Consider the following 20368-nt stretch of genomic DNA (forward strand, 5'->3'; position numbering starts at 1 on the left):
GGCGTCAACTGGCAAGGCGCGGCGACGAGGCGGTGAGCGACAGCGGCTCGGTCTGTGCCCGCCGGCTCGCGATCCGCCGTCGCGTGCCGAAGAGACCAAGACGCTTTCGTAACCAAAGTATAACACTTGCGTCCGGTCCCAACTCCTCGCGGTGGTGAGACTTCGATCCGCTCCGTCGGGTTTCTGTCGAACCCTCTCGAACCCGGCAAGACGCCGCTTGTGTGCGCAAAAGTCAATTGAGTTCAAAGCATTGGTTCAAGGCTCGCCCGCAAGGATCCTAGCGTGCTCGCGGCCTGCCGATGCGACTTGACGCTCGGACGATGTCGTCCTTTCACGGAGACAGCAGCCGTCTGTGTTCAATTGTTGCGTGAATCGGATAGCGCGGTATCGACGGCGGGCCTAGGGTCGTGATGACAGCCACAATCCGCGAGTGAACCAGCGGGGTGAATGTTGAAGGGGAGGGCCGTCGGCAGGGCTGGCGCGCAATGGCAGGTTTCCGATGCCTCTGTTTCCTACTGTTGCGCCGGGGCTATTCGCTGACCGCAGGGCGCCGACGGTCATGTTTGGCGGCGCATTGAGCGCAAGGTAACGGAAACGCGGCAAGGATGGCATCAATCGACGACGACGGAAGTGGGTCTCAAGAAACGGGTCCCGGGCGCTAGATGCCAGTCATTCCGCTGATCCGAGGGATCAGGGTGGGAGCGGAAGATGCTGATCAGAACGTGGTCAATCGCATTTGTTATCGCGATCTCCGTACAGGCTTTCCTCTCGGTACCGGTTGGGGCTCAGACGGTAGCCGTAGATGCGGAGCTGCTCAGGCAACTGCAGGAGCTCGTCAAGGAGCAATCCGACCAGCTCAAGCAGCAGTCTCAGCAGCTCGGTTCGCAGGCGCAGACCATTGAGACGCTCAAGTCTCGGGTCGATCAGTTGGAGCGGGCCTCGACGGAAACACAGAACATCGCGACCCAGGCGCAATCCACCGCGGCCGAGGCCCAGACAACCGCGACCGAGGCCCAAACGGTCGCCGCTAAGGCCATAGACACGGCGGAGCAGACGAGCGCTGGCCAGCTGCCAAGCAACGTCGTCACATCGGGCGACGACAAGATCAAGGTGACGGTTTCGGGCCAGATCAACCGGGCCGTCAACTTCACCGACGATGGCGAGGAAACCAGAGCGTACTTCGTCGACAACGACGTCTCGAATTCGCGCGTCCGCTGGGTCGGTGAGGGAACGACGATCGACGGCACCAATCTGGGCTCGAGGATCGAATTCGGCATCAGTCCCAACAACTCCGGCGACGTCAGCCAGCAAAACGAGACCTCCGACGACTTCCTCGACGTGCGGAAAGCAGAAGGCTGGGTCCGCAATGACACCTACGGCATGCTGCAATTCGGCAAAGGCCAGGCGGCGGCCGACGACACGGCGGAGTACGACCTCTCGCTGGTCGGTGCGGTGAATACCTACTCGGGTGTTGCCGATCTCTTCGGTGCCATTGAGTTCACCGAAAGCAACGAACTGACCGGTATCCGGGTCGACGACGTCTTCTTCAACTTCGACGGCGACCGGCAGAACCGCGTCGGAATCGATTCACCGGTCATCGGGCCGGGCCTTCAGATCGCGGCCTCGGCCGGCGACGACCAGCGCTACGACATCGCGCTCAAGTGGGGCTACGACTACGGCGACTGGAGCGGTGTGCAAATCGGCGACTTCCTGACCCTGGGCGCCATTTCGATCCGGGATCCGAGCATAAACAAGACGGACTGGCGCCTGGCGGGTTCCTTCTCGGCGATCCACGAGCCGACCGGTCTCGGCCTCACCGTTTCCGGGGGCATGGATGAGAGGGACCAGCGGGACAATCCGCACAACATCTATGCAAAGCTGAGTTGGGACACCAGCTTCTTCGATTTCGGCGACACCGGGTTCGGAATCGACTACACCTACGGCAAGAATAGACAGGCCGACTCTGACGAGAATCAGTCCTACGGCATCGGCGTCGTTCAGCTCATCGACGCCTGGGCGACGGAACTCTACGCCCAGTATCGCATCTTCAACTACGAACGCGAAGACGAGCAAAACCCCGACAACATCATCGCCGGCACGATCGGTGGGCGGGTCAAGTTCTGATGCGCGCCGCAATTATCCTTGTGTGCCTTCTGGCGACCGCCTGCGGCGTGACGATGAAGCCCGGCTCGGAACCGCGCAACCGCCGGGAGATTCCTCCGGGCCCGGGGATCATGAGCGGCGAGGAGGGCGAGTTCGTGATCTATCGGCTTAATCGGACGCCCCCCGCAACGAGAGCCTCCGACGAAGCAGCGGAGGCGCCTGAAGAGGATGCCTCCGACGCGGAGTCAGGCCAATAGGGCCAGCGAAGACCTTACTGGAAGCCGAGGTCAGCCTGGCCGACGCAAGCGCAACAGGGACAGAGAGCAATGGCGCATTCACATGGACGACCCTGGGGTCTTCGTGCGCTGGTCGCCATCGCGGCGATTCTGATATCGGCGGCCTCGCCGGCCTCCGCGCAGACCTTGGAACGGATCGCTGAAACCGGCGTGCTCAAGGTCGGCTACCGCGAGGACGCACGGCCTTTCTCTTTCAAGGGTGAGACGGGCGAGCCGAGCGGCTACGCGATCGAGCTCTGCCGGGAAGTCGCGGCCGACGTGGCGATCAAGCTCAAGCTGCCCGAGCTCTCGATCGACTATCGGCCGGTCTCGACGGAAGAGCGCTTTCGGGCCGTCGCGGAGGGACGGATCGACATCCTCTGCGGTGCCAGCACGGTCACCCTGGCGCGGCGGGAGATCGTCTCCTTCTCGATCCCGACCTTTCAGACCGGGATCAGCCCGCTGCTGCGCGCCGATGCACCGGCCTTCCTGCGCGAAAGCCTGGCGCAGCGCAGACCGGCGCTGCCGCCGCGCGTCGTCCTGATGCAGGCCTTCGAAGACCGGAAGTTCGGCGTGCGCGCCGACACCACGGCCGAAGCGTGGCTGCGCAAGAGCATCAAGACGCTCGCCTCCAACGCGGAGATCGCAACCGTCGACAGCCACGACGAAGGCCTTCGCCAAGTCCTCGACGGCGAGCTCGACGCCTACTTCGCCGATCGGGCGATCCTTCTGGGCATGGCCTTGGCCAGCGACCGAATGAGCGAGCTCGTGGTCGGCGAGCGGCTCTACAGCCACGAGCCCTACGGTCTGGCCCTGGCGAAGGGGGACGAGGACTTCCGCCTGCTGGTCGACCGCAGCCTCAGCCGGCTTTACCGGACGCTCGCGATCACGCCGATTTACGCCCGATACTTCGGATCTCCGGGGCGGCTGGTCCTGGCCCTCTATCAGATGAATGCCCTTCCGGAGTGACCCCAGGTGCCGATCTGTCCCACCACGAAGGGCCGGCGCCCGGACCCGGAGGCAAGCTCTGCGGCGGTGGCGCTCGAACTCCGTGACGGCGCGTTGGAAAAGGCTAAGGCGAGAAAACGCAGGGGAAGCGTGACACCATGAAGTTTCCGAGCGCATACACCATTCTCTTCGGTCTCATCATCGCGGTCGCCATCGCGACCTGGTTCGTCCCGGCCGGAGAGTACGACCGCGAGATGAACGAGGCCCTCGGCAAGGAGGTGCCGGTGCCCGGCACCTACAAGGAGGTCGAGCCGAACCCGCAGGGCTTCGTCGACGTGGTGCTGGCGCCCATCGCCGGCTTCTACGATCCCGGCAGCTACGAGGCGGCGGCGATCGATGTCGCGCTCTTCGTGCTGGTCATCGGCGGTTTCCTGGGCATCGTGACCAAGACCGGCGCGATCGATGCCGGGATCGGCGGCGCTATGCGCAGCCTCGCGGGCCGGGAAAAGTGGATGATCCCGATCCTCATGGCGCTCTTCGCGGCCGGTGGCACGATCTACGGCATGGCCGAGGAATCGCTGGCCTTCTACACCCTGATCATTCCGGTCATGATTGCCGCGCGCTACGACGCCGTGACCGGTGTCGCGATCATCATGCTGGGCGCCGGCGTCGGGACCCTGGGATCGACCATCAATCCCTTCGCCACGGTCATCGCGGCCAATGCCGCGGGCGTGCCCTTCACCGACGGGATCGTCCTGCGCTTCGTCGTTTTGATCCTCTGCTGGCTCGCCTGCGTGATTTACGTGATGCGCTACGCGGAGCGAGTCCGCAAGGATCCCGAGGTCTCCATCGTCGCCGACCGGCGCGCCGACAACGAGGCCCATTTCCTCAAGGGGCGCGATGAGGCGGATAACATGGAGCTGACCTTCACGCGCAAGATCATCCTCGTGATCTTCGCCGGCAGCTTCGGTGTGATGATCTGGGGCGTTTCCGCCGGCGGCTGGTGGATGGCCGAGATGTCCGGCCTCTTCATCGTCGCGTCGATCCTGGTCGGGATCATCGCGCGCATGAGCGAGGAGGACTTCACCAACACTTTCGTCGACGGCGCCCGCGATCTTCTGGGCGTGGCTCTGGTCATCGGCATCGCGCGCGGCATCGTGGTCGTGATGGATGCCGGCAAGATGACCGACACCATCCTGTTCTGGGCCGAGAGCGCGGTCTCCGGGCTGCCGGAGATCGCCTTCATCAATGCGATGTTCGGGCTCCAGGCGCTGCTGTCCTTCTTCGTGCCTTCGTCCTCGGGCCTCGCCGTGCTCACCATGCCGATCATGGCGCCCTTGTCCGATTTTGCCGGGGTCCAGCGCGATCTCGTGGTGACCGCCTATCAGTCGGCAAGCGGCCTGGTCAACCTGATCAATCCGACCTTTGCCGTGGTGATGGGCGGTCTTGCCCTCGGTCGGGTGCCCTACGAGCGCTGGCTACGCTTCATGTTCCCGCTGCTCGTGGCCCTCACCGTCATCATCATGGCTGCGATCAGCGTGGGGACGATCCTGAACTAGGTGCGCGGGAATGCTGCGGGAGGATGCCCAGATCGGCACGGCGCTGAACGGCGGTCACAGCGAAAGCCTGCCGGTCAGAAAACTGGGGCTTTGGATGTGCACGGCCCTCGTGGTCGGCAACATGATCGGCTCGGGCATCTTCCTGCTGCCGGCCGCCCTGGCGGCCTATGGTCCGATCTCCATCGCCGGCTGGCTGGCGACCTCGACCGGGGCCATCGTGCTGGCCCTGATCTTCGGGCGCCTTGCTCGCCTGGTGCCCAAGACCGGCGGCCCCTACGCCTATTCGCGGGAGGGTTTCGGCGATTTCGCAGGCTTTATCATCGCCTGGGGTTACTGGATCGCGCTCTGGGCCGGCAACGCGGCGGTGGCCGTGGCCTTCTCGGGCTACCTGGGATTCCTGGTCCCGGCGATCGGCGACAATCCGTTGGCCGGCCTGGCCTCGGCCCTCGCAGCGATCTGGCTGCTCACCTGGGTGAATGCGCGCGGCATCAGCGAAGCGGGCTTGGTGCAGCTCATCACCACGGTCTTGAAGCTGCTGCCCTTGTTGCTGGTCGCGCTGATCGGCCTGGTGTTCATCGACCCCGGCCTCTTCACCCCGATCAACGTCAGCGAAGAGAGCAACGCGGCCGCCGTGGCCGCCTGCGCGGCTTTGACCCTTTGGGCCTTCCTGGGCTTGGAGTCCGCGACCGTGCCGGCTGGGGACGTCGTGGAACCGGAGCGCACCATCCCGCGGGCGACCATCATCGGCACCGGCCTGGCAGCGGTCGTCTATATCGCCGTCACCGTGGTCGCCTTCGGGCTCGTGCCGGGTGCCGAGCTGAAGAGCTCGACCGCCCCCCTGGCCGACGTGGCCACGGCGATGTGGGGCGCGCTGGGCGGCACCTTCATCGCGGTCGCGGCCTGCATCTCGACCTTCGGGACCCTCAACGGCTTTACCCTGCTCACCGGCCAGGTGCCGCTCGGTGCCGCCCGCGACAGGCTCTTCCCGCCGCGCTTCGCCCGTCTGTCGAAGGCCGGGACGCCGGTCTTCGCGCTGGTCGTCTCGAACACCCTGGCGAGCATCCTGATCGCGATGAACTTCACCAAGGGGCTGGTCGACCAGTTCGTCTTCATCATCCTCTTGGCGACCTTGACGACCCTGGTGCCCTACCTCTTCTGCGCCCTGGCCGAGCTGATGATCTACATCACGACGGGACGGACGATCGTGCGCAAGGGCCTGGCACCCGTTGTCGGCCTGGCGGTCGCCGGGTTCCTCTACTCCGCCTGGGCGATCTACGGGGCCGGCCAGGAGGTCGTCTTCTACGGGTTCCTGCTGATCACGGCAGGTGTCCCGGTCTACGTCTGGTTGAAGTGGCGCCTGCGCGCCGGGAACACGAGCACAGAGGTCATTCAAGGAGAAGCGACATGACGACGTTGGGAGTCCATTCGGAAGTCGGAAAGCTGAGGAAGGTGATCGTCCATCGCCCAGGCCTGGCGATCGCGCGCCTCACGCCGAGCAACTGCCACGACTTGCTCTTCGACGACGTGCTCTGGGTCAAGCAGGCGCGCCAGGAGCACCTGGCCTTCTGCGACGAGATGCGGCACCGGGGCATCGAGGTCTATCTCTTCCGCGAGTTGCTCGAGGAAACGATGAAGGATCCGGCAGCGCGCGAATGGCTGCTGAACCTCAGGATGCCGGAGAATACGGTCGGAGTCGGCATGGCGCGGGAGCTCTACGCCCACGCGATGGAGGTGGACGCCTACGATCTTTCGGTCCACCTGATCGGCGGTATCAACCGGGCGGAGCTGCCTTTCGAGCCCAAAGGTATGCTCGCCGCCATGCTCGATCCCCAGGATTTCGTCCTGGCGCCCTTGCCGAACCAGCTCTTCACCCGCGATCCCTCGGCCTGGATCTACGGCGGCGTGACGCTTCACCCGATGTTCTGGCCGGCGCGTCGCGCGGAGACACTTAACACAGCGGCGATCTACAAGTTCCATCCGATGTTCAAGGACGCGGATTTCCAGTTCTGGTGGGGCGACGACGTCGAGAACGACCACGGCATGGCCCGCGTCGAGGGCGGCGACGTCATGCCGATCGGCAAAGGTATCGTGCTGATCGGCATGGGCGAACGCACGACCCCGCAGGCGGTCGGCCAGGTCGCGCGCAGCCTCTTCGCCAAGGGCGGGGCCGAGCTGGTCATCGCCGCCGGAATGCCCAAGGAAAGGGCCGCGATGCACCTGGACACCGTCTTCACCTTCTGCAGCGAAGAGGTCGTCAACATGTTCCCGGATGTCGTGAACACGATCCGGCCCTTCTCCATCCGGCCGGGCGACAAGGAGGGAGAGATCTCGGTCGTCGAGGAGAAGAAGCCCTTCCCGACAGTGGTCGCCGAGGCGTTGGGGGTCAAGAAGCTCCATGCCGTCCACACCGGCGGCGACCCCTATGAGGCCGAGCGCGAGCAGTGGGACGACGGCAACAACGTGGTCGCCCTGGAGCCGGGCGTGGTGGTGGCCTACGAGCGCAACACCTACACCAACACCCTGCTGCGCAAGGCGGGGATCGAGGTCGTCACCATCGCCGGCAACGAGCTCGGGCGGGGTCGCGGCGGCGGTCACTGCATGACCTGTCCGATCGAGCGCGATCCGGTCGACTATTAGGACCGGCCTGACCAGCGGGGGAAGTGACGGAGTGAATCCGATGTGCCATGACCCGCTTGAGGGCAGCCCCTGGCAGGCCAGGGCGTTGGATGCAAAGCCGGGCGACCGGCCCGGACTTCGCAGAGGATCGCGCGTCCGGGTCGGGCAGGGCAGTCGGGATCAGTTGTCTGTAGTCGAGCCGAATTGCCTAAATCGGATAGCGGCGGCTCGAAGCAAGTCGTAGCGTTAATGGTGTTGGCCAAAGGGCCGGTGAATGGAGATCTAAAAAGATGGCATTCAATCTCAAGGGACGCAATTTCCTCAAGATCGTGGACTTCAACCAGCGCGAGCTGCGCTACCTGCTGGATCTGTCGCGGGATCTGAAGCGAGCCAAGTACGCTGGGACGGAGCAGCAACATCTGAAGGGTAAGAACATCTGTCTGATCTTCGAAAAAACCTCGACCCGGACGATGTGCTCCTTTGAGGTCGCCTCGATGGACCAGGGTGCCGGCGTCACCTATCTCGGCCCGTCGGGCTCCCAGATGGGCCACAAGGAATCCATGAAGGACACGGCGCGGGTGCTGGGTCGTCTGTACGACGCCATCGAATACCGCGGCTTCGGCCAGGAGATCGTCGAGGAGATTGGAAAGTACGCCGGAGTACCGGTTTTCAACGGTTTGACCGACGAATTCCACCCGACCCAGATGCTCGCTGACGTCCTGACCATGCGCGAGCACAGCGACAAGCCGTTGCACGAGATCTCCTACGCCTTCGTTGGAGACGCGGGCAACAACATGGGTCACTCCCTAATGCTTGTCGGCTGCATTATGGGCATGGACGTACGTCTTGCCGGCCCTAAAGAGAAGTGGCCGAGCGACGACTACGTGGAGCGAGCGCGAGAGCTCGCCGAGACTTACGGCGCACGCCTCACGATCACCGACGATCCCCATGAGGCGGTGAATGGCGCTGACTTCATCCACACCGATATCTGGGTCTCGATGGGTGAGTCCGCCGAGCTCTGGGAAGAGCGGATCAAGCTGTTCAAGCCCTATCAGGTGACCAGCGAGCTGATGGCGGCAACCGGGGTCTCGAGCACCAAGTTCATGCACTGCCTGCCGGCCTTCCACAACCGCGAGACCAAGGTCGGCGAGGAGATGTATGAGAAGTTCGGCATCGCCGAGATGGAGGTCACCGACGAGGTCTTCGAATCCCCGGCCGCGATCCAGTTCGAGCAAGCCGAGAACCGCATGCACACCATCAAGGCGGTGCTCGTCGCGACGATCGGGAGCTGAGCCATGCGTGTCGTCGTCGCCCTGGGCGGCAATGCCTTGCTGCGTCGCGGCCAGGCGCTGACCGCGGAGAACCAGCGCGAGAACGTTCGGGTCGCCGCCCAGGCGATGGCGCCGATCGCCGAAGAGCACCAGCTGGTCATTTCCCACGGCAACGGTCCCCAGGTCGGGCTGCTCGCCCTCCAGGGGGCCGCCTACAAGCCGGACGAGGCCTACCCGCTCGACGTCTTGGGGGCGCAGACCGAGGGCATGATCGGCTACATGATCGAGCAGGAGATGGGCAACCTGCTGCCCTTCGAGGTGCCCTTCGCGACCATGCTGACGATGATCGAGGTCGATGTCGACGACCCGGCCTTCAAGAACCCGACCAAGTTCATCGGACCGGTCTACGAGGAGTTGGAAGCCCACCGGCTCGCGGAGGAGAAGAACTGGTCGATCCGGCAGGATGGCGACAAGTGGCGCCGGGTCGTGCCCTCGCCCTTGCCAAAGCGGATTTTCGAGCTGCGTCCCATCAAGTGGCTGCTCGAGCAGAACACGATCGTGATCTGCGCCGGCGGCGGCGGCATTCCGACGGTCTACGACGAGAACCGCAAGCTGCACGGCGTCGAGGCGGTGATCGACAAGGACCTCGCAAGTGAGTTGCTGGCGCGGGACCTCGACGCCGACCTCTTCATCATGGCGACCGATGCCGATGCGGTCTACCTCGACTGGGGCAAGCCCGAGGCGCGAGGCATCAGGCTGGCGTCGCCCGCCGCGATGCAGGACTACGAGTTCGCGGCCGGATCCATGGGACCCAAGGTCGCAGCCGCCTGTCAGTTCGCCGAGCAAACCGGCAAAGCGGCTGCCATCGGTGCGCTTGCCGACCTGCCTGATATACTTGAGGGCAAGGCCGGCACGACAATCAGCGGGTCCGCCGAGGGAGTGGAATACCATAGCTCGGCTTGAGGCCAGGCCGGGCTTCGGGCGGGCGAGAACATGAACGCCTTGACAGGCTGATCCCGGAAAAGGGGGCGACCGGGCGTTCAGGGAACAGGGAGTTTGCGGGCATGACGCGCGAGTTGGTGCGTTACTCGAAGATTCTGTCGATCGTCGGCGATATTCTACAGGTTCAGGTGCCGGAAGCTGCGGAGGGCGAGGAAGCCGTCGTCCGCTTCAAGGACCTTGCCATCATCGAGGATGAGGGTGGTCACAAGGCCCTGGCTCAGGTCATCAACATCGTCCGCGACTCGGTTTCTTTGCAGATCTTCACCGGGACCAAGGGCGTCTCGACCAGCGCGACCGTAACCTTCCTCGGCCATCCGATGCAGACGACCTATTCCCCGAACATCCTGGGGCGCGTCTTCACGGGGGCGGGGGAGCCGATGGACTCCGGGCCCGACCTCTCCATGGATCCGCAGGTCCCCATCGGCGGGCCGTCGGTCAACCCGGTCGAGCGCATCGTGCCGACCAAGATGATCCGCACCGACGTGCCGATGATCGACGTCTTCAACAGCCTGGTCGAAAGTCAGAAGATCCCGATCTTCTCGGTCTCTGGCGAGCCCTACAACCCCTTCCTGGCGCGCATCGGCATCCAGGCCGACGCCGACATCGTGGTCTTCGGCGGGCTCGGTCTGATCTTCGACGACTACTACACCTTCCGGAAGAACTTCGAGGACGCCGGCGTGTTCTCGCGGACCGTGATGTTCGTCAACCAGGCTTCGGATCCTATTGTCGAGCGCCTCCTCGTGCCGGACATGGCTTTGGCCGTGGCCGAGCGCTTTGCGGTCGAGGAGGGCAAACGGGTCTTGGTCCTGCTGACCGACATGACCGCCTATGCGGACGCGCTTAAAGAGATCGGCATCTCCATGGAGCGGGTGCCCTCGAACCGCGGCTACATGGGCGACCTTTATTCTCAACTCGCGCGGCGCTACGAGAAGGCCTGCGACTACGCCAAGGGCGGCTCGGTGACGATCCTCGCCGCGACCACCATGCCGGGCAACGACGTCACCCATCCGGTACCCGACAACACCGGCTACATCACCGAGGGACAGTTCTATCTGCACAGCGGCGTCATCGATCCCTTCGGCTCGCTCTCGCGCCTCAAGCAGAACGTCATCGGCAAGGTGACGCGGGAGGATCACGGCCAGATCATGAACACGATGATCCGCTTCTACTCCGAAGGACAGGACGCCGCGCAGAAGCAGGCCATGGCCTTCGACCTTTCGGACTTCGACCATCAGCTGCTCAAGTTCAACCGGCTGTTCCGCGAGCGCTTCATGAACATCGAGGTCTCGATCCCGCTCGAGGAGGCGCTCGATCTCGGCTGGCAGACCTTGGCCGAGTGCTTCCGGCCGGAGCAGCTGTTGATGAAGCAAGACCTGGTCAACAAGTACTTCCCGCAAAACGTCTCGCCGACGGTCGCGGCGGAGGGCGCGGACGGCGAAGATGCCGAGACGCAGGAGGCCGAGGCAGCACCGGAACCCAAGGCCGCGGTGAAGGGGCAAGAGCAGGCCGGATCAGAGGCCGACGCCGGGACCGACAAGCAGGAAGGCAACCATGGCGAAGCTGCAGCTCAGTAAGTCCGCGCTCGCCCGGGAGCAGAAGAGCCTCAAGACCTTTGAGCGCTTCCTGCCGTCTCTCGACCTCAAGCGCCAGCAGGTCATGGCCGAGCGGGCGAAGGCCGAAAAGGCGCTGGCCAACACGCAGCAAGAGATCGAAAGGTTCCGAAAGGAAGCTGGCGAAAAGCTGCCGATGCTTGCCCTGGGCGAGGTGGATCTGACCGATCTGGCGAAGCTGAAGAAAGTGACCCTCGGAACCGAGAACGTGGTCGGGACGCGTCTGCCGAAGCTTGAAGAGATCGAGGTCGAGGTGCGCCCCTATGCCCTTATGGGTCGGCCGCAGTGGGTCGATCGAACGGCGGAGATTCTGCACGACATGCTCGAGCTGCGCGTGCGGGTTCAGGTCGAGGAGCGCCGGCTGGCGCTCTTGGAGCAGGCGGTCAAGACGGTCACCCAGCGCGTCAACCTTTTCGACAAGGTTCTGATCCCGACCGCTAAGCAGAACATCAAGCGGATTCAAATCTACCTGTCGGACCTTCAGACCGCTGCCGTCGCACGCTCCAAGCTCGCCAAGAAGAAACACGCATCCGCGGGGGCCGCATGAGCATCGCCCGAGTAAAGAGGGTCACCGTCTGTGGCCTTTTGACCGAGAAGGATGACCTGCTGGAGGGGTTGCAGAGGCTCGGCTGCATGCATCTGCTGCCCTTGCGGCCGGCGCCGGCGGAAGCTGAGAACGTGGCGAGCCCCCGGGCCGAAGACGCCTACAAGGCCCTGCGCTTCCTCACCGACATGCCGGAGAAGCGCAAGCAGGTCACCAGGGACCCGACGTTCGATGTCGAAAACCTCGTGCACGAGGCACTCGTCGTTAAGGACAGGCTGCGCGACGCCACCGACCGCCGCGAGTTTCTCGAGCATCGCATAGCGGCGGTCGAACCTTGGGGTGACATCGCGTTTCCGCCGCTTTCCGAGCTCGCCGGTTATCGGCTGTGGTTCTACGTCTTGCCGTCGGGAAAGGCCGCCGCCCTCGAAAAGGTCGAGCTCCCCTGGCAGATTGCCCGCAAGGACAACCGCTTCACCTACGTCGTGGTGATCGCCGAGGAGGAGCCGCCAGAAGATCTTCTGCCGGTGCCGAGGACCCGTACCGGCTCGCTTCCGCTGCAGGCTCTCAAGGAACGGCTCGAAGAGACCGAGATCGAGATCGAGGACACGATTGCCCGGCGCCACGCGCTGACACGCTACATTTATCTGCTGAGCGTCAATCTGGCCGAGGCCGAGAACCGGGCCTCGCTCGCCTATGCCGACCAGCAGGTCCGCGAAGAGCAGGGCATTGTCGCCGTGCAGGGCTGGGTGCCCGAGGATGCGGTGCCTGGCGTGCAAGCCTTTGCCGAGGAACGCGGCCTCGCCTGCCTCCTGGAGGAGCCCAAGCCGGACGAACAGCCGCCGACCTTGATTGAAGAGGCGCCCGAGATGACCGCCGGGGTGGACCTGGCGATGTTCTACACCGTGCCGCCCTACCGGATGTGGGACCCCAGCGTGGTCCTGTTCTTTTCCTTCTCGGTGTTCTTCGCGATGATCGTGGCGGACGCCGGCTATGCCGCCGTCCTCTTGGCCGCCCTTTTTGCCTTCTGGAAGCGACTCGGGGACAGCGTCAGGGGACGCTCTTATCGCCTGCTCGGCCTTTCCATGCTCGGCTGCACCATCATCTACGGGACCATGATCGGCAGCTTCTTCGGCGTCACACCGCCGGAGGACTCCCTGCTCGGCGCCCTCAAAGTGATCGATTTGAACAACTACGGGGCAATGATGCAGCTCTCGGTCATCATCGGCGTCCTGCATCTGATTCTCGCGAATGCCGTGGTCGGCTTCACGAATCACAGGAGTACGACCGCGATCGCAAATCTCGGCTGGATTGTGGGTCTGATCGGCGGCACGGCGATGGTCTATGCCGAGGAGAATGGGGGCTTGGCGGAAGCGGCCCCCTATATCCTGGGCGCCGGCATCGGTCTTATCTTCCTCTTCTCCAGCGACCGGCCGATCGCGAAACTTCCAGGCGATCTTCTCTGGCGGGCCCTTGACGGCTTCAAGGCCTTGACCGGGGTGATGGGCGCGTTCGGCGACGTGCTGAGCTACATGCGCCTTTTCGCGCTTGGCCTGGCCGGCGCGTCTCTGGCCATAACCTTCAACAGCATGGCCATGCAGGCCAAGGACGCATTACCCGGGCTGGGCCTGCTCTTCGCGATCCTCATCCTTATCGGGGGTCATGTCATCAACCTGGGCCTGGTGATCATGAGCGGCGTGGTCCACGGCCTCAGGCTCAACTTCATCGAATTCTACAAGTGGGGCATGCCGGGGGAGGGCAGCCCCTTCCAGAAGTTCGCCCGCAAGGAGGTGCAACCGTGAATGAACTAGTAGTGGCCTTGGGCTGGGTCGGGATCTACGCGCCCATGGCGATCGGTGCGATCGGCAGCTCGATCGGCTGCGCCCTCGCTGGCTCCGCTGCCTGCGGCGCAATGCTCGAGACCGAGAGCGGCTACGGCCGCTTCATCGGTCTGACGGCGCTGCCGTCGTCCTTCGTGATCTACGGCATCGTCATCATGTTCACACTCCAACGTGAAGTGAACCCGGAAAACGCCGGGGCCTTGTTCGGGATCGGGTTCTTCGCCGGACTCGCGTTTCTCTATGCCGGCATCTATCAGGGCCGGTCCTGCGCGGACGCGATCAATGCGGCGAAGGAGAAGCCCGAAATCTTCGGCCTGTCGATCGCACCGGCCGCCATCATCGAGGGCTTCGCGGTCTTCGCCTTCGTCTTCGCTCTGGTCGTGAGCGCCGGCATCCCGGCAGTGGGGGGCTCCTGATGGCCAAGGCAATCAAGGAGGCATTACCGCCTGCGAGCGGAGTCGATGCGCTCATCGCCAAGCTTCGCGACGAGGGGGTCACGGCGGGCCGCGGCGAGGCCGACAGGATCATCGCCGACGCCCAGGCCCAGGCGAAGCAGATCATCGACAAGGCGAAAGCCGAAGCCAAGGCGCACTTGGCGGCCGCCCACAAGGAGGGCGATGCCTACCAGTCGGCCGGGGAAGAGGCGGTGAAAACCGCCTTGCGCGATACCGTCCTCGACATGAAGGCCCGCCTGATGCAGCGCTTCAGCGCGGACGTGAAGAGGCTGGCGACGGAAGAGCTCGGCAAGGACGACACGCTCAAGCAGATGATCCTCGAGCTGGTCGGCCGGGTGGGAACGGACACGGGCCTCGCCAAGGCAGGCGACGTCGAGGTCATTCTGCCGGAGAAGGCGGCGGGTCTGGAGGAGCTGCGCAAGAACCCGGCGGAGCTGCAAAAGGGCAAGGCGACTAGGTACGCTTTGGGTCTGAGCGACGCCATGCTGCGCGAGGGTGTCACCTTCTCCGCGTCCGAAGATGTCAAGGCGGGCGTCCAGATCCGCGTCGTCAAGAACAACATCACGATCGACCTGACCGACGAGGCGATCGCGGCCCTGCTGCTGCAGCACCTACAGCCGCGGTTTCGCGCCGTGCTCGAAGGCATCGTGAAGTAACGGACGAGCAGCAGGGCGATGAGCGATCCGAACGTCTACATCATGCTGATGTCGAGCCTGCCCAGTCCGGAGGCGCTCTTCCTCGCGAAGCGGCCGCCGCTTTCGCGCCTGAAGCTGGATCGCCGCCTGCGCGTCCTCGCGCCAGCGCACGCCCGGGACCTCAAGGCGACCGAGCAGGTCCTTCACTGGGGAGAGATCCCCCTCTCCGTGACGGATGAGGAGATCGTCAGCCGGGCCAAGAAGGCGGTCAAGCAGATCGAGAGCGAGACCGTCCGGCTGATCATTCGCGATCGGCTCGAGATCCGGACTTGCATGGTGGCGCTGCGCCGACGCCATCGCGGCGAAACGGCGCCGGGGTCCAGCACCGTCTGGGGCTTCGGCCGCTGGACGAGGCACATTGCGCGCAACTGGACCGAGGCGACCTTCCGGCTGGACAACGTCTTTCCATGGCTTCGCGAGGCCGACCGCCTTCTGAAGGAGGGCGAGACCCTGCCTTTGCAACGGCTGATCCTGGAGCAGGCCTGGAAAGTGGTGAACCGCCGCAAGGGCAAGCATCAGTACGACTTCGAGGCTGTGGTCGCCTACGTCCTCAAGTGGAACATCGTGGACCGCTGGGGCCGCTACAACGGCGAGCAAGCGGCCGAGCGCTTCGAGCAGTTGACCCAGGCCGCTCTCGGAGACCACGCGAAGGTGTTCGAGGAAGGACAAGCCTGATGGCCAGCACCGATAAGCCCAAGAAACCCGCGAGCGCATCCGGGTCCGGTGGTGGCGGATCTCCGCAGGCGGCCAAGGCGGCGAGCCGGCCGAAACGCAAAGCGGCCGCGGCTTTGCCCGTCAAACCCAGGACCAAGAAACCGCAGGAGAGGCGAATGGCCGAAGGAAACCTGCAGGCGACGGCACGAGTCGTCGCCGTCCAAGACGACCTCGTCCAGATCGAGGCTGTCGACGACCTCGAGGGTAACCCGGCAGATCTCGTAAAGAACGAGGTGGTCTTTATCTGCCCCAAGCAGGTCAACGAGCTGGGCGAGCAGGAGAGGCTGAAGGCGGAGGTCCTGCGGGTCCGCGGACGGACCGCCGACGCGCAGGTCTACGAAGACACCGCCGGCGTCGCCATCGGCGATGCCGTCGAGCAAAGCGGCGAAATGCTCGCGGTCGACCTTGGCCCTGGACTGCTCGGGCAGGTCTACGACGGGCTGCAGAACCCCCTCTACGAGCTCTCCACGCGCTACGGCATCTTCCTGCCGCGCGGGGCGACGACGACTCCTCTGGATCCCAAAAGCAAATGGTCCTTCGTGCCGACGGTCAAGGTCGGCGCGACCGTTGCCGCCGGCGACACCATCGGCACCGTTCAGGAAGGACGCTTCAAGCACAAGATCATGGTGCCCTTCGGCTGGACGGGCGAGTTCAAGGTATCTTGGATTCAGGAGGGGAACTTCACCGTCAGCGAAACGGTGGCCCAGGTCGAGGACAAGGCGGGGCGGGCGCAGGATATCCGCTTGGCCCAGAAGTGGCCGGTGCGGCGCGCGCTCGACTCCAATCTGATGCAGAGCCGAAGGTCGGAGCGGCTCTATCCCGACGAGCCGCTGGTGACGACCCAGCGCATCATCGACACCTTCTTCCCGGTGGCGCGCGGCGGGACGGCCTGCATCCCGGGTCCCTTCGGCGCGGGCAAGACGGTGCTGCAGAACATGATCTCGCGCTATTCCGCGGTCGACGTGGTCATCGTCGTCGCCTGCGGCGAGCGCGCCGGCGAGGTGGTCGAGACGATCAACGAGTTTCCCAAGATGAAGGATCCGACCACGGGCGGCTCGCTGATGGATCGGACCATCATCATCTGCAACACCTCCTCCATGCCGGTGGCGGCGCGCGAGGCCTCGATCTACACCGGGCTGACTCTCGGCGAGTACTATCGGCAGATGGGTTTCGACGTGCTCTTGATCGCCGATTCCACCTCGCGCTGGGCGCAGGCCATGCGCGAGACCTCCGGAAGGCTCGAGGAGATACCCGGCGAGGAGGGCTTTCCCGCCTATCTCGAATCCTCGATCAAGAACGCCTACGAGCGGGCCGGGATGATCAAGTCCAATGACGGCGCGGTCGGCAGCCTGACCATGATCGGCACCGTCTCTCCGGCCGGCGGGAACTTCGACGAGCCCGTCACGCAGGCGACCTTGTCGACGGTCAAGGACTTCCTCGGCCTGTCCTACGATCGCGCCTACAAGCGCTTCTACCCGGCGGTCGATCCGCTCATCTCCTGGTCGCGCTACCTGAAGCAGCTGGAGCCCTGGTTCAACCAGAACGTCGACGTCGGCTGGACCAAGCGTGTCGAGGAGATGCAGGAGCTGCTGCACAAGGGCGAAGGCGTTTCGCAGATGATGCAGGTGACCGGCGAGGAGGGCATCACGACCGAGGACTTCGTGGTCCAGCAGAAGGCGCTGTTCCTGGATATGGTCTATCTGCAGCAGGATGCCTTCGACTCGGTCGACGCCTCGGCGCCCCTGGAACGCCAGAAATTGACCTTCGGCAAGGTCTACGACCTGGTGACGCGGCGCTACAGCTTCGCCGACAAGGAGGCGGTCCGGGACTACTTCACGAAGCTCACGGGCCTGTTCAAGAACTTCAACTACGCGGCTGAAGACTCGCCGGATTACAGCGGCTTGCTCAAGCAGATCGACGATCTCGCGGCCGGTGTGCCGCAGTGAGCTGAAACGGAATTCCTGAACCAAAGGCCGCCTCAGTCAACCCGGGCCGGCCGGAGAAGGGCCCGGCTTCTCGTCCATCTCGCAAGAGACGGCTCTGCTATACCAGCAAAACCGCCTTGCGCCGCCCTTTCGAGATGTGCCCGACGGTGGGGACCGGCGCAGGATGATGGCCCAGGGCAACGCGACAGGTTGTGGCTTGGTGGTCTGGCGAAAACCCTGACAAATCCTCTCATGCTGCAATTGCGAAAAGGGCCGAAGTTTCCGCCGCTTAATCGTACAGGCTGCTCCCGTCCACAGGCCAAAATATAATCGCTATCACAAAAGCTTAAAGTTCCTTTCGTCGGGTTTCTGTGCTATAATTTATTCGTAAGATTGCATTTTGCAGATGCGAAGGTTCTTTAGTGGGAGGCACGCCATGCCGCCGTCCAAGCAGATCGATCGCACCCAAGATCAGACACAATCCACAACGCAGTTGCCGTGGCAGGCCTTCTGGGACTACGCGACGGATTGCTGGCAGCGCAACGTGCTCTTTGCCGACGTCATGCGCCAACGCGGCAACCAGCACCTGGAGCACATGGCGCAGCCGGTCCAGCATGTGCTGAACTACGATTTCGATCTGGTCATGGACGGACGCGATCTGCCTCGGCCGGCCAACTACGGCTTGGTCCGGATCCGCCCGCCGGCGGGGATAGAGGTCGATGATAACAAGCGTCCCTTCGTCGTCATCGACCCGAGGGCCGGGCACGGGCCGGGCATCGGCGGTTTCAAACCCGACAGCCAGGTCGGTGCCATACTGAAGGCTGGCCATCCCTGCTACTTCATCGGCTTCGTGTCGGAGCCGGTAGAGGGCCAGACCATCGAAGACGTCGGCGGTGCCGAGCTCGCCTTCCTGGAGCACGTCGCCGAGCTCCACCCCGCGACCGAAGGCAAGCCCTGCGTGATCGGCAATTGCCAGGCGGGCTGGGCGATCATGATGCTGGCGGCCGTGGCGCCCGACGCTGTCGGTCCGCTCCTGATCGCCGGTTCGCCCTTGTCGTATTGGGCCGGCGTGCGCGGTAAGAATCCCATGCGCTACACGGGCGGGCTTCTCGGCGGCACCTGGCTGACGGCGCTCTCCGGCGACCTCGGGCACGGCATCTTCGATGGGGCCCATCTGGTCTCCAACTTCGAGAACCTGAACCCGGCCAACACCCTGTGGTCCAAGCAGTACAACCTTTGGTCCAAGATCGACACCGAGCCGGAACGCTACCTGGCTTTCGAGCGCTGGTGGGGTGGCCACGTCCTGCTGACCGACGAGGAGATGCAGTTCATCGCCGACGAACTCTTCGTCGGCAACAGGCTCGTCCAGGGCAAGATGCAGACCTCCGACGGGCTTGCCATCGACCTGCGCAACATTCGGTCCCCGATCGTCGTGTTCTGCTCCCACGGCGACAACATCACGCCGCCCCAGCAAGCGCTGCAATGGATCCTGGACCTCTACCAGGACGTCGACGAGATTCGGGCCTACGGCCAGACGTTCATCTACGCGCTGCACCACGACATCGGCCATCTGGGGATCTTCGTCTCCGGCCGCGTGGGCAAGAAGGAGCACACCGAGTTCACCCAGAACATGGACCTGATCGATGTCCTGCCGCCGGGCCTCTACGAGGCCGTGATCCGCGAGAAGACGGAGGAGGACAGCAACGTCGAGCTCGCCCAAGGCGACTACATCATATCCTTCGAGGAGCGGAGCTTGGACGACATCCGCGCGCTGGGCGAGCAGGACAGCGACGACGAGCGCGCCTTCGAAGCGGTGGCCCGCGTTTCGGAGATCAATCAGGGCCTCTACAAGACCTTCCTGTCTCCCTTCCTGCGCGGCGCGGTGACGGAGCAAGGCGCCAAGGCGCTGCGGGATACGCACCCTGCACGCCTGCAGTACAGCTTGTTCTCGGACCAGAATCCCTTCATGGCCTGGGCCAAGGAGGCCGCCGAGACCGTGCGCGACAACCGGCAAAAGGTGGAAGACGACAACCCCTTCCGCATGGCCGAGAAACAGGTCTCGGACGGCATCGTCGCCTGGCTCGATTCCTGGCGCGAACTGCGTGACCGCGCCCAGGAACAGCTCTTCTTCTCGATCTACGAGTCGGAGTTCCTGCAGGCGCTGGTCGGGCTCAGGTCGAGCAGCGAGGAACGGCGCAAAAGGACCGCGGCGCGCGATCCTGCCCGCGAGGCCCTGGTTCACGAGAAGATCCGGGACCTCAAGCAAAGGATCGCATCGGGCGGAGCGGCAGAGGCCGTGGTGCGCGCCTTGCTCTACGCCGGGCTGCCCGACGGTCGGATCGACGAACGCGGCTTTGGCGCCCTGAAGGTAATCCACGAGCAGTCTCCGCCCGCCGAGCAGATGGCGCTGGGCGAATTCAAGGCGCTGGTCCGAGACCAGTTCTTCATGCTGCTGATCGACGAAGAGGCGGCGATGAGGACCCTGCCGGACCTGCTTCCGACGGATCCGAAGGCGCGGCGCAAGTTGTTCGAGGAGGTTCTGTCGGTCTCGACCGCGGCCGGTCCGCCGAGCGACATACGACGTGCGCACCTGCGCGAGCTGGCGACCTGCTTTGGTCTGGACCCCGATGTCGCTGTGGATGGACGGAAACTGGAGGTGGTCGCCAAGGAACAGGCTGAACCGCAATCCGACGAGCGACCCGCCCCGACCGCGCCGGTCACCCGGGCGCCGGCCGCCCGGCCGCGTCGCCGGACCGCTGCACGACAGCAAACCTCCTGAGCGTTGGCAGACGCCTTTTCCGCCCAGCGCGAGC

The 20368-nt window shown here is 64.2% G+C and carries 15 protein-coding genes; all 15 read left to right on the forward strand.

The genetic code is table 11. The features are described 5' to 3' along the window. Positions 1–708 precede the first annotated feature (708 nt). The 15 genes from QNJ30_00725 (at position 709) to QNJ30_00795 (ending at position 20334) form a co-directional block, all read left to right on the forward strand. Positions 709–2124: an alanine-zipper protein gene (locus QNJ30_00725; GenBank protein MDJ0941960.1), complete on the forward strand. Its 1416-nt coding sequence runs from the start codon at positions 709–711 to the stop codon at positions 2122–2124. A 305-nt stretch (positions 2125–2429) separates the two neighbouring features. Further along, positions 2430–3347: an amino acid ABC transporter substrate-binding protein gene (locus tag QNJ30_00730; GenBank protein MDJ0941961.1), complete on the forward strand. Its 918-nt coding sequence runs from the start codon at positions 2430–2432 to the stop codon at positions 3345–3347. 137 nt (positions 3348–3484) lie between these two features. Further along, the gene (locus QNJ30_00735; protein ID MDJ0941962.1) at positions 3485–4885 is read left to right on the forward strand and encodes a YfcC family protein; all 1401 of its coding nucleotides are present in this window, start codon (positions 3485–3487) and stop codon (positions 4883–4885) included. A 10-nt stretch (positions 4886–4895) separates the two neighbouring features. After that, a complete protein-coding gene (locus QNJ30_00740) occupies positions 4896–6293 on the forward strand; it encodes an amino acid permease (GenBank protein MDJ0941963.1) in 1398 nt (465 codons plus the stop codon). Beyond that, a complete protein-coding gene (gene arcA, locus QNJ30_00745) occupies positions 6290–7522 on the forward strand; it encodes an arginine deiminase (protein MDJ0941964.1) in 1233 nt (410 codons plus the stop codon). The genes QNJ30_00740 and arcA overlap by 4 nt, the downstream gene beginning before the upstream one ends. A gap of 269 nt (positions 7523–7791) precedes the next feature. Beyond that, a complete protein-coding gene (gene argF / locus QNJ30_00750) occupies positions 7792–8793 on the forward strand; it encodes an ornithine carbamoyltransferase (GenBank protein ID MDJ0941965.1) in 1002 nt (333 codons plus the stop codon). A gap of 3 nt (positions 8794–8796) precedes the next feature. Next, complete coding sequence (arcC, locus tag QNJ30_00755; GenBank protein ID MDJ0941966.1) at positions 8797–9735, forward strand: carbamate kinase; 939 nt, start codon at positions 8797–8799, stop codon at positions 9733–9735. Positions 9736–9836: 101 nt separating this feature from the next. Next, on the forward strand, positions 9837–11348 hold the full coding sequence (locus tag QNJ30_00760; protein MDJ0941967.1) for a V-type ATP synthase subunit B: 1512 nt from the start codon (positions 9837–9839) through the stop codon (positions 11346–11348). Next, on the forward strand, positions 11326–11931 hold the full coding sequence (locus QNJ30_00765; GenBank protein MDJ0941968.1) for a V-type ATP synthase subunit D: 606 nt from the start codon (positions 11326–11328) through the stop codon (positions 11929–11931). Before QNJ30_00760 ends, QNJ30_00765 begins: the two co-directional genes overlap by 23 nt. Beyond that, the gene (locus QNJ30_00770; protein ID MDJ0941969.1) at positions 11928–13727 is read left to right on the forward strand and encodes a hypothetical protein; all 1800 of its coding nucleotides are present in this window, start codon (positions 11928–11930) and stop codon (positions 13725–13727) included. The genes QNJ30_00765 and QNJ30_00770 overlap by 4 nt, the downstream gene beginning before the upstream one ends. After that, the gene (locus QNJ30_00775; protein MDJ0941970.1) at positions 13724–14182 is read left to right on the forward strand and encodes an ATP synthase subunit C; all 459 of its coding nucleotides are present in this window, start codon (positions 13724–13726) and stop codon (positions 14180–14182) included. Before QNJ30_00770 ends, QNJ30_00775 begins: the two co-directional genes overlap by 4 nt. Then, entirely contained in the window at positions 14182–14877 is a 696-nt protein-coding gene (locus QNJ30_00780; GenBank protein ID MDJ0941971.1) for a hypothetical protein, read from the forward strand. Before QNJ30_00775 ends, QNJ30_00780 begins: the two co-directional genes overlap by 1 nt. Positions 14878–14895: 18 nt before the next feature. After that, positions 14896–15591: a hypothetical protein gene (locus QNJ30_00785; GenBank protein ID MDJ0941972.1), complete on the forward strand. Its 696-nt coding sequence runs from the start codon at positions 14896–14898 to the stop codon at positions 15589–15591. A gap of 155 nt (positions 15592–15746) precedes the next feature. Then, positions 15747–17576, forward strand: a complete 1830-nt coding sequence (locus QNJ30_00790) for a V-type ATP synthase subunit A (protein MDJ0941973.1) — start codon at positions 15747–15749, stop codon at positions 17574–17576. 415 nt (positions 17577–17991) lie between these two features. Next, positions 17992–20334: a DUF3141 domain-containing protein gene (locus tag QNJ30_00795; GenBank protein MDJ0941974.1), complete on the forward strand. Its 2343-nt coding sequence runs from the start codon at positions 17992–17994 to the stop codon at positions 20332–20334. Positions 20335–20368 lie beyond the last annotated feature (34 nt).

It is taken from the genome of Kiloniellales bacterium, assembly GCA_030066685.1.
Taxonomy (GTDB): Bacteria; Pseudomonadota; Alphaproteobacteria; order Kiloniellales; family JAKSBE01; genus JAKSBE01.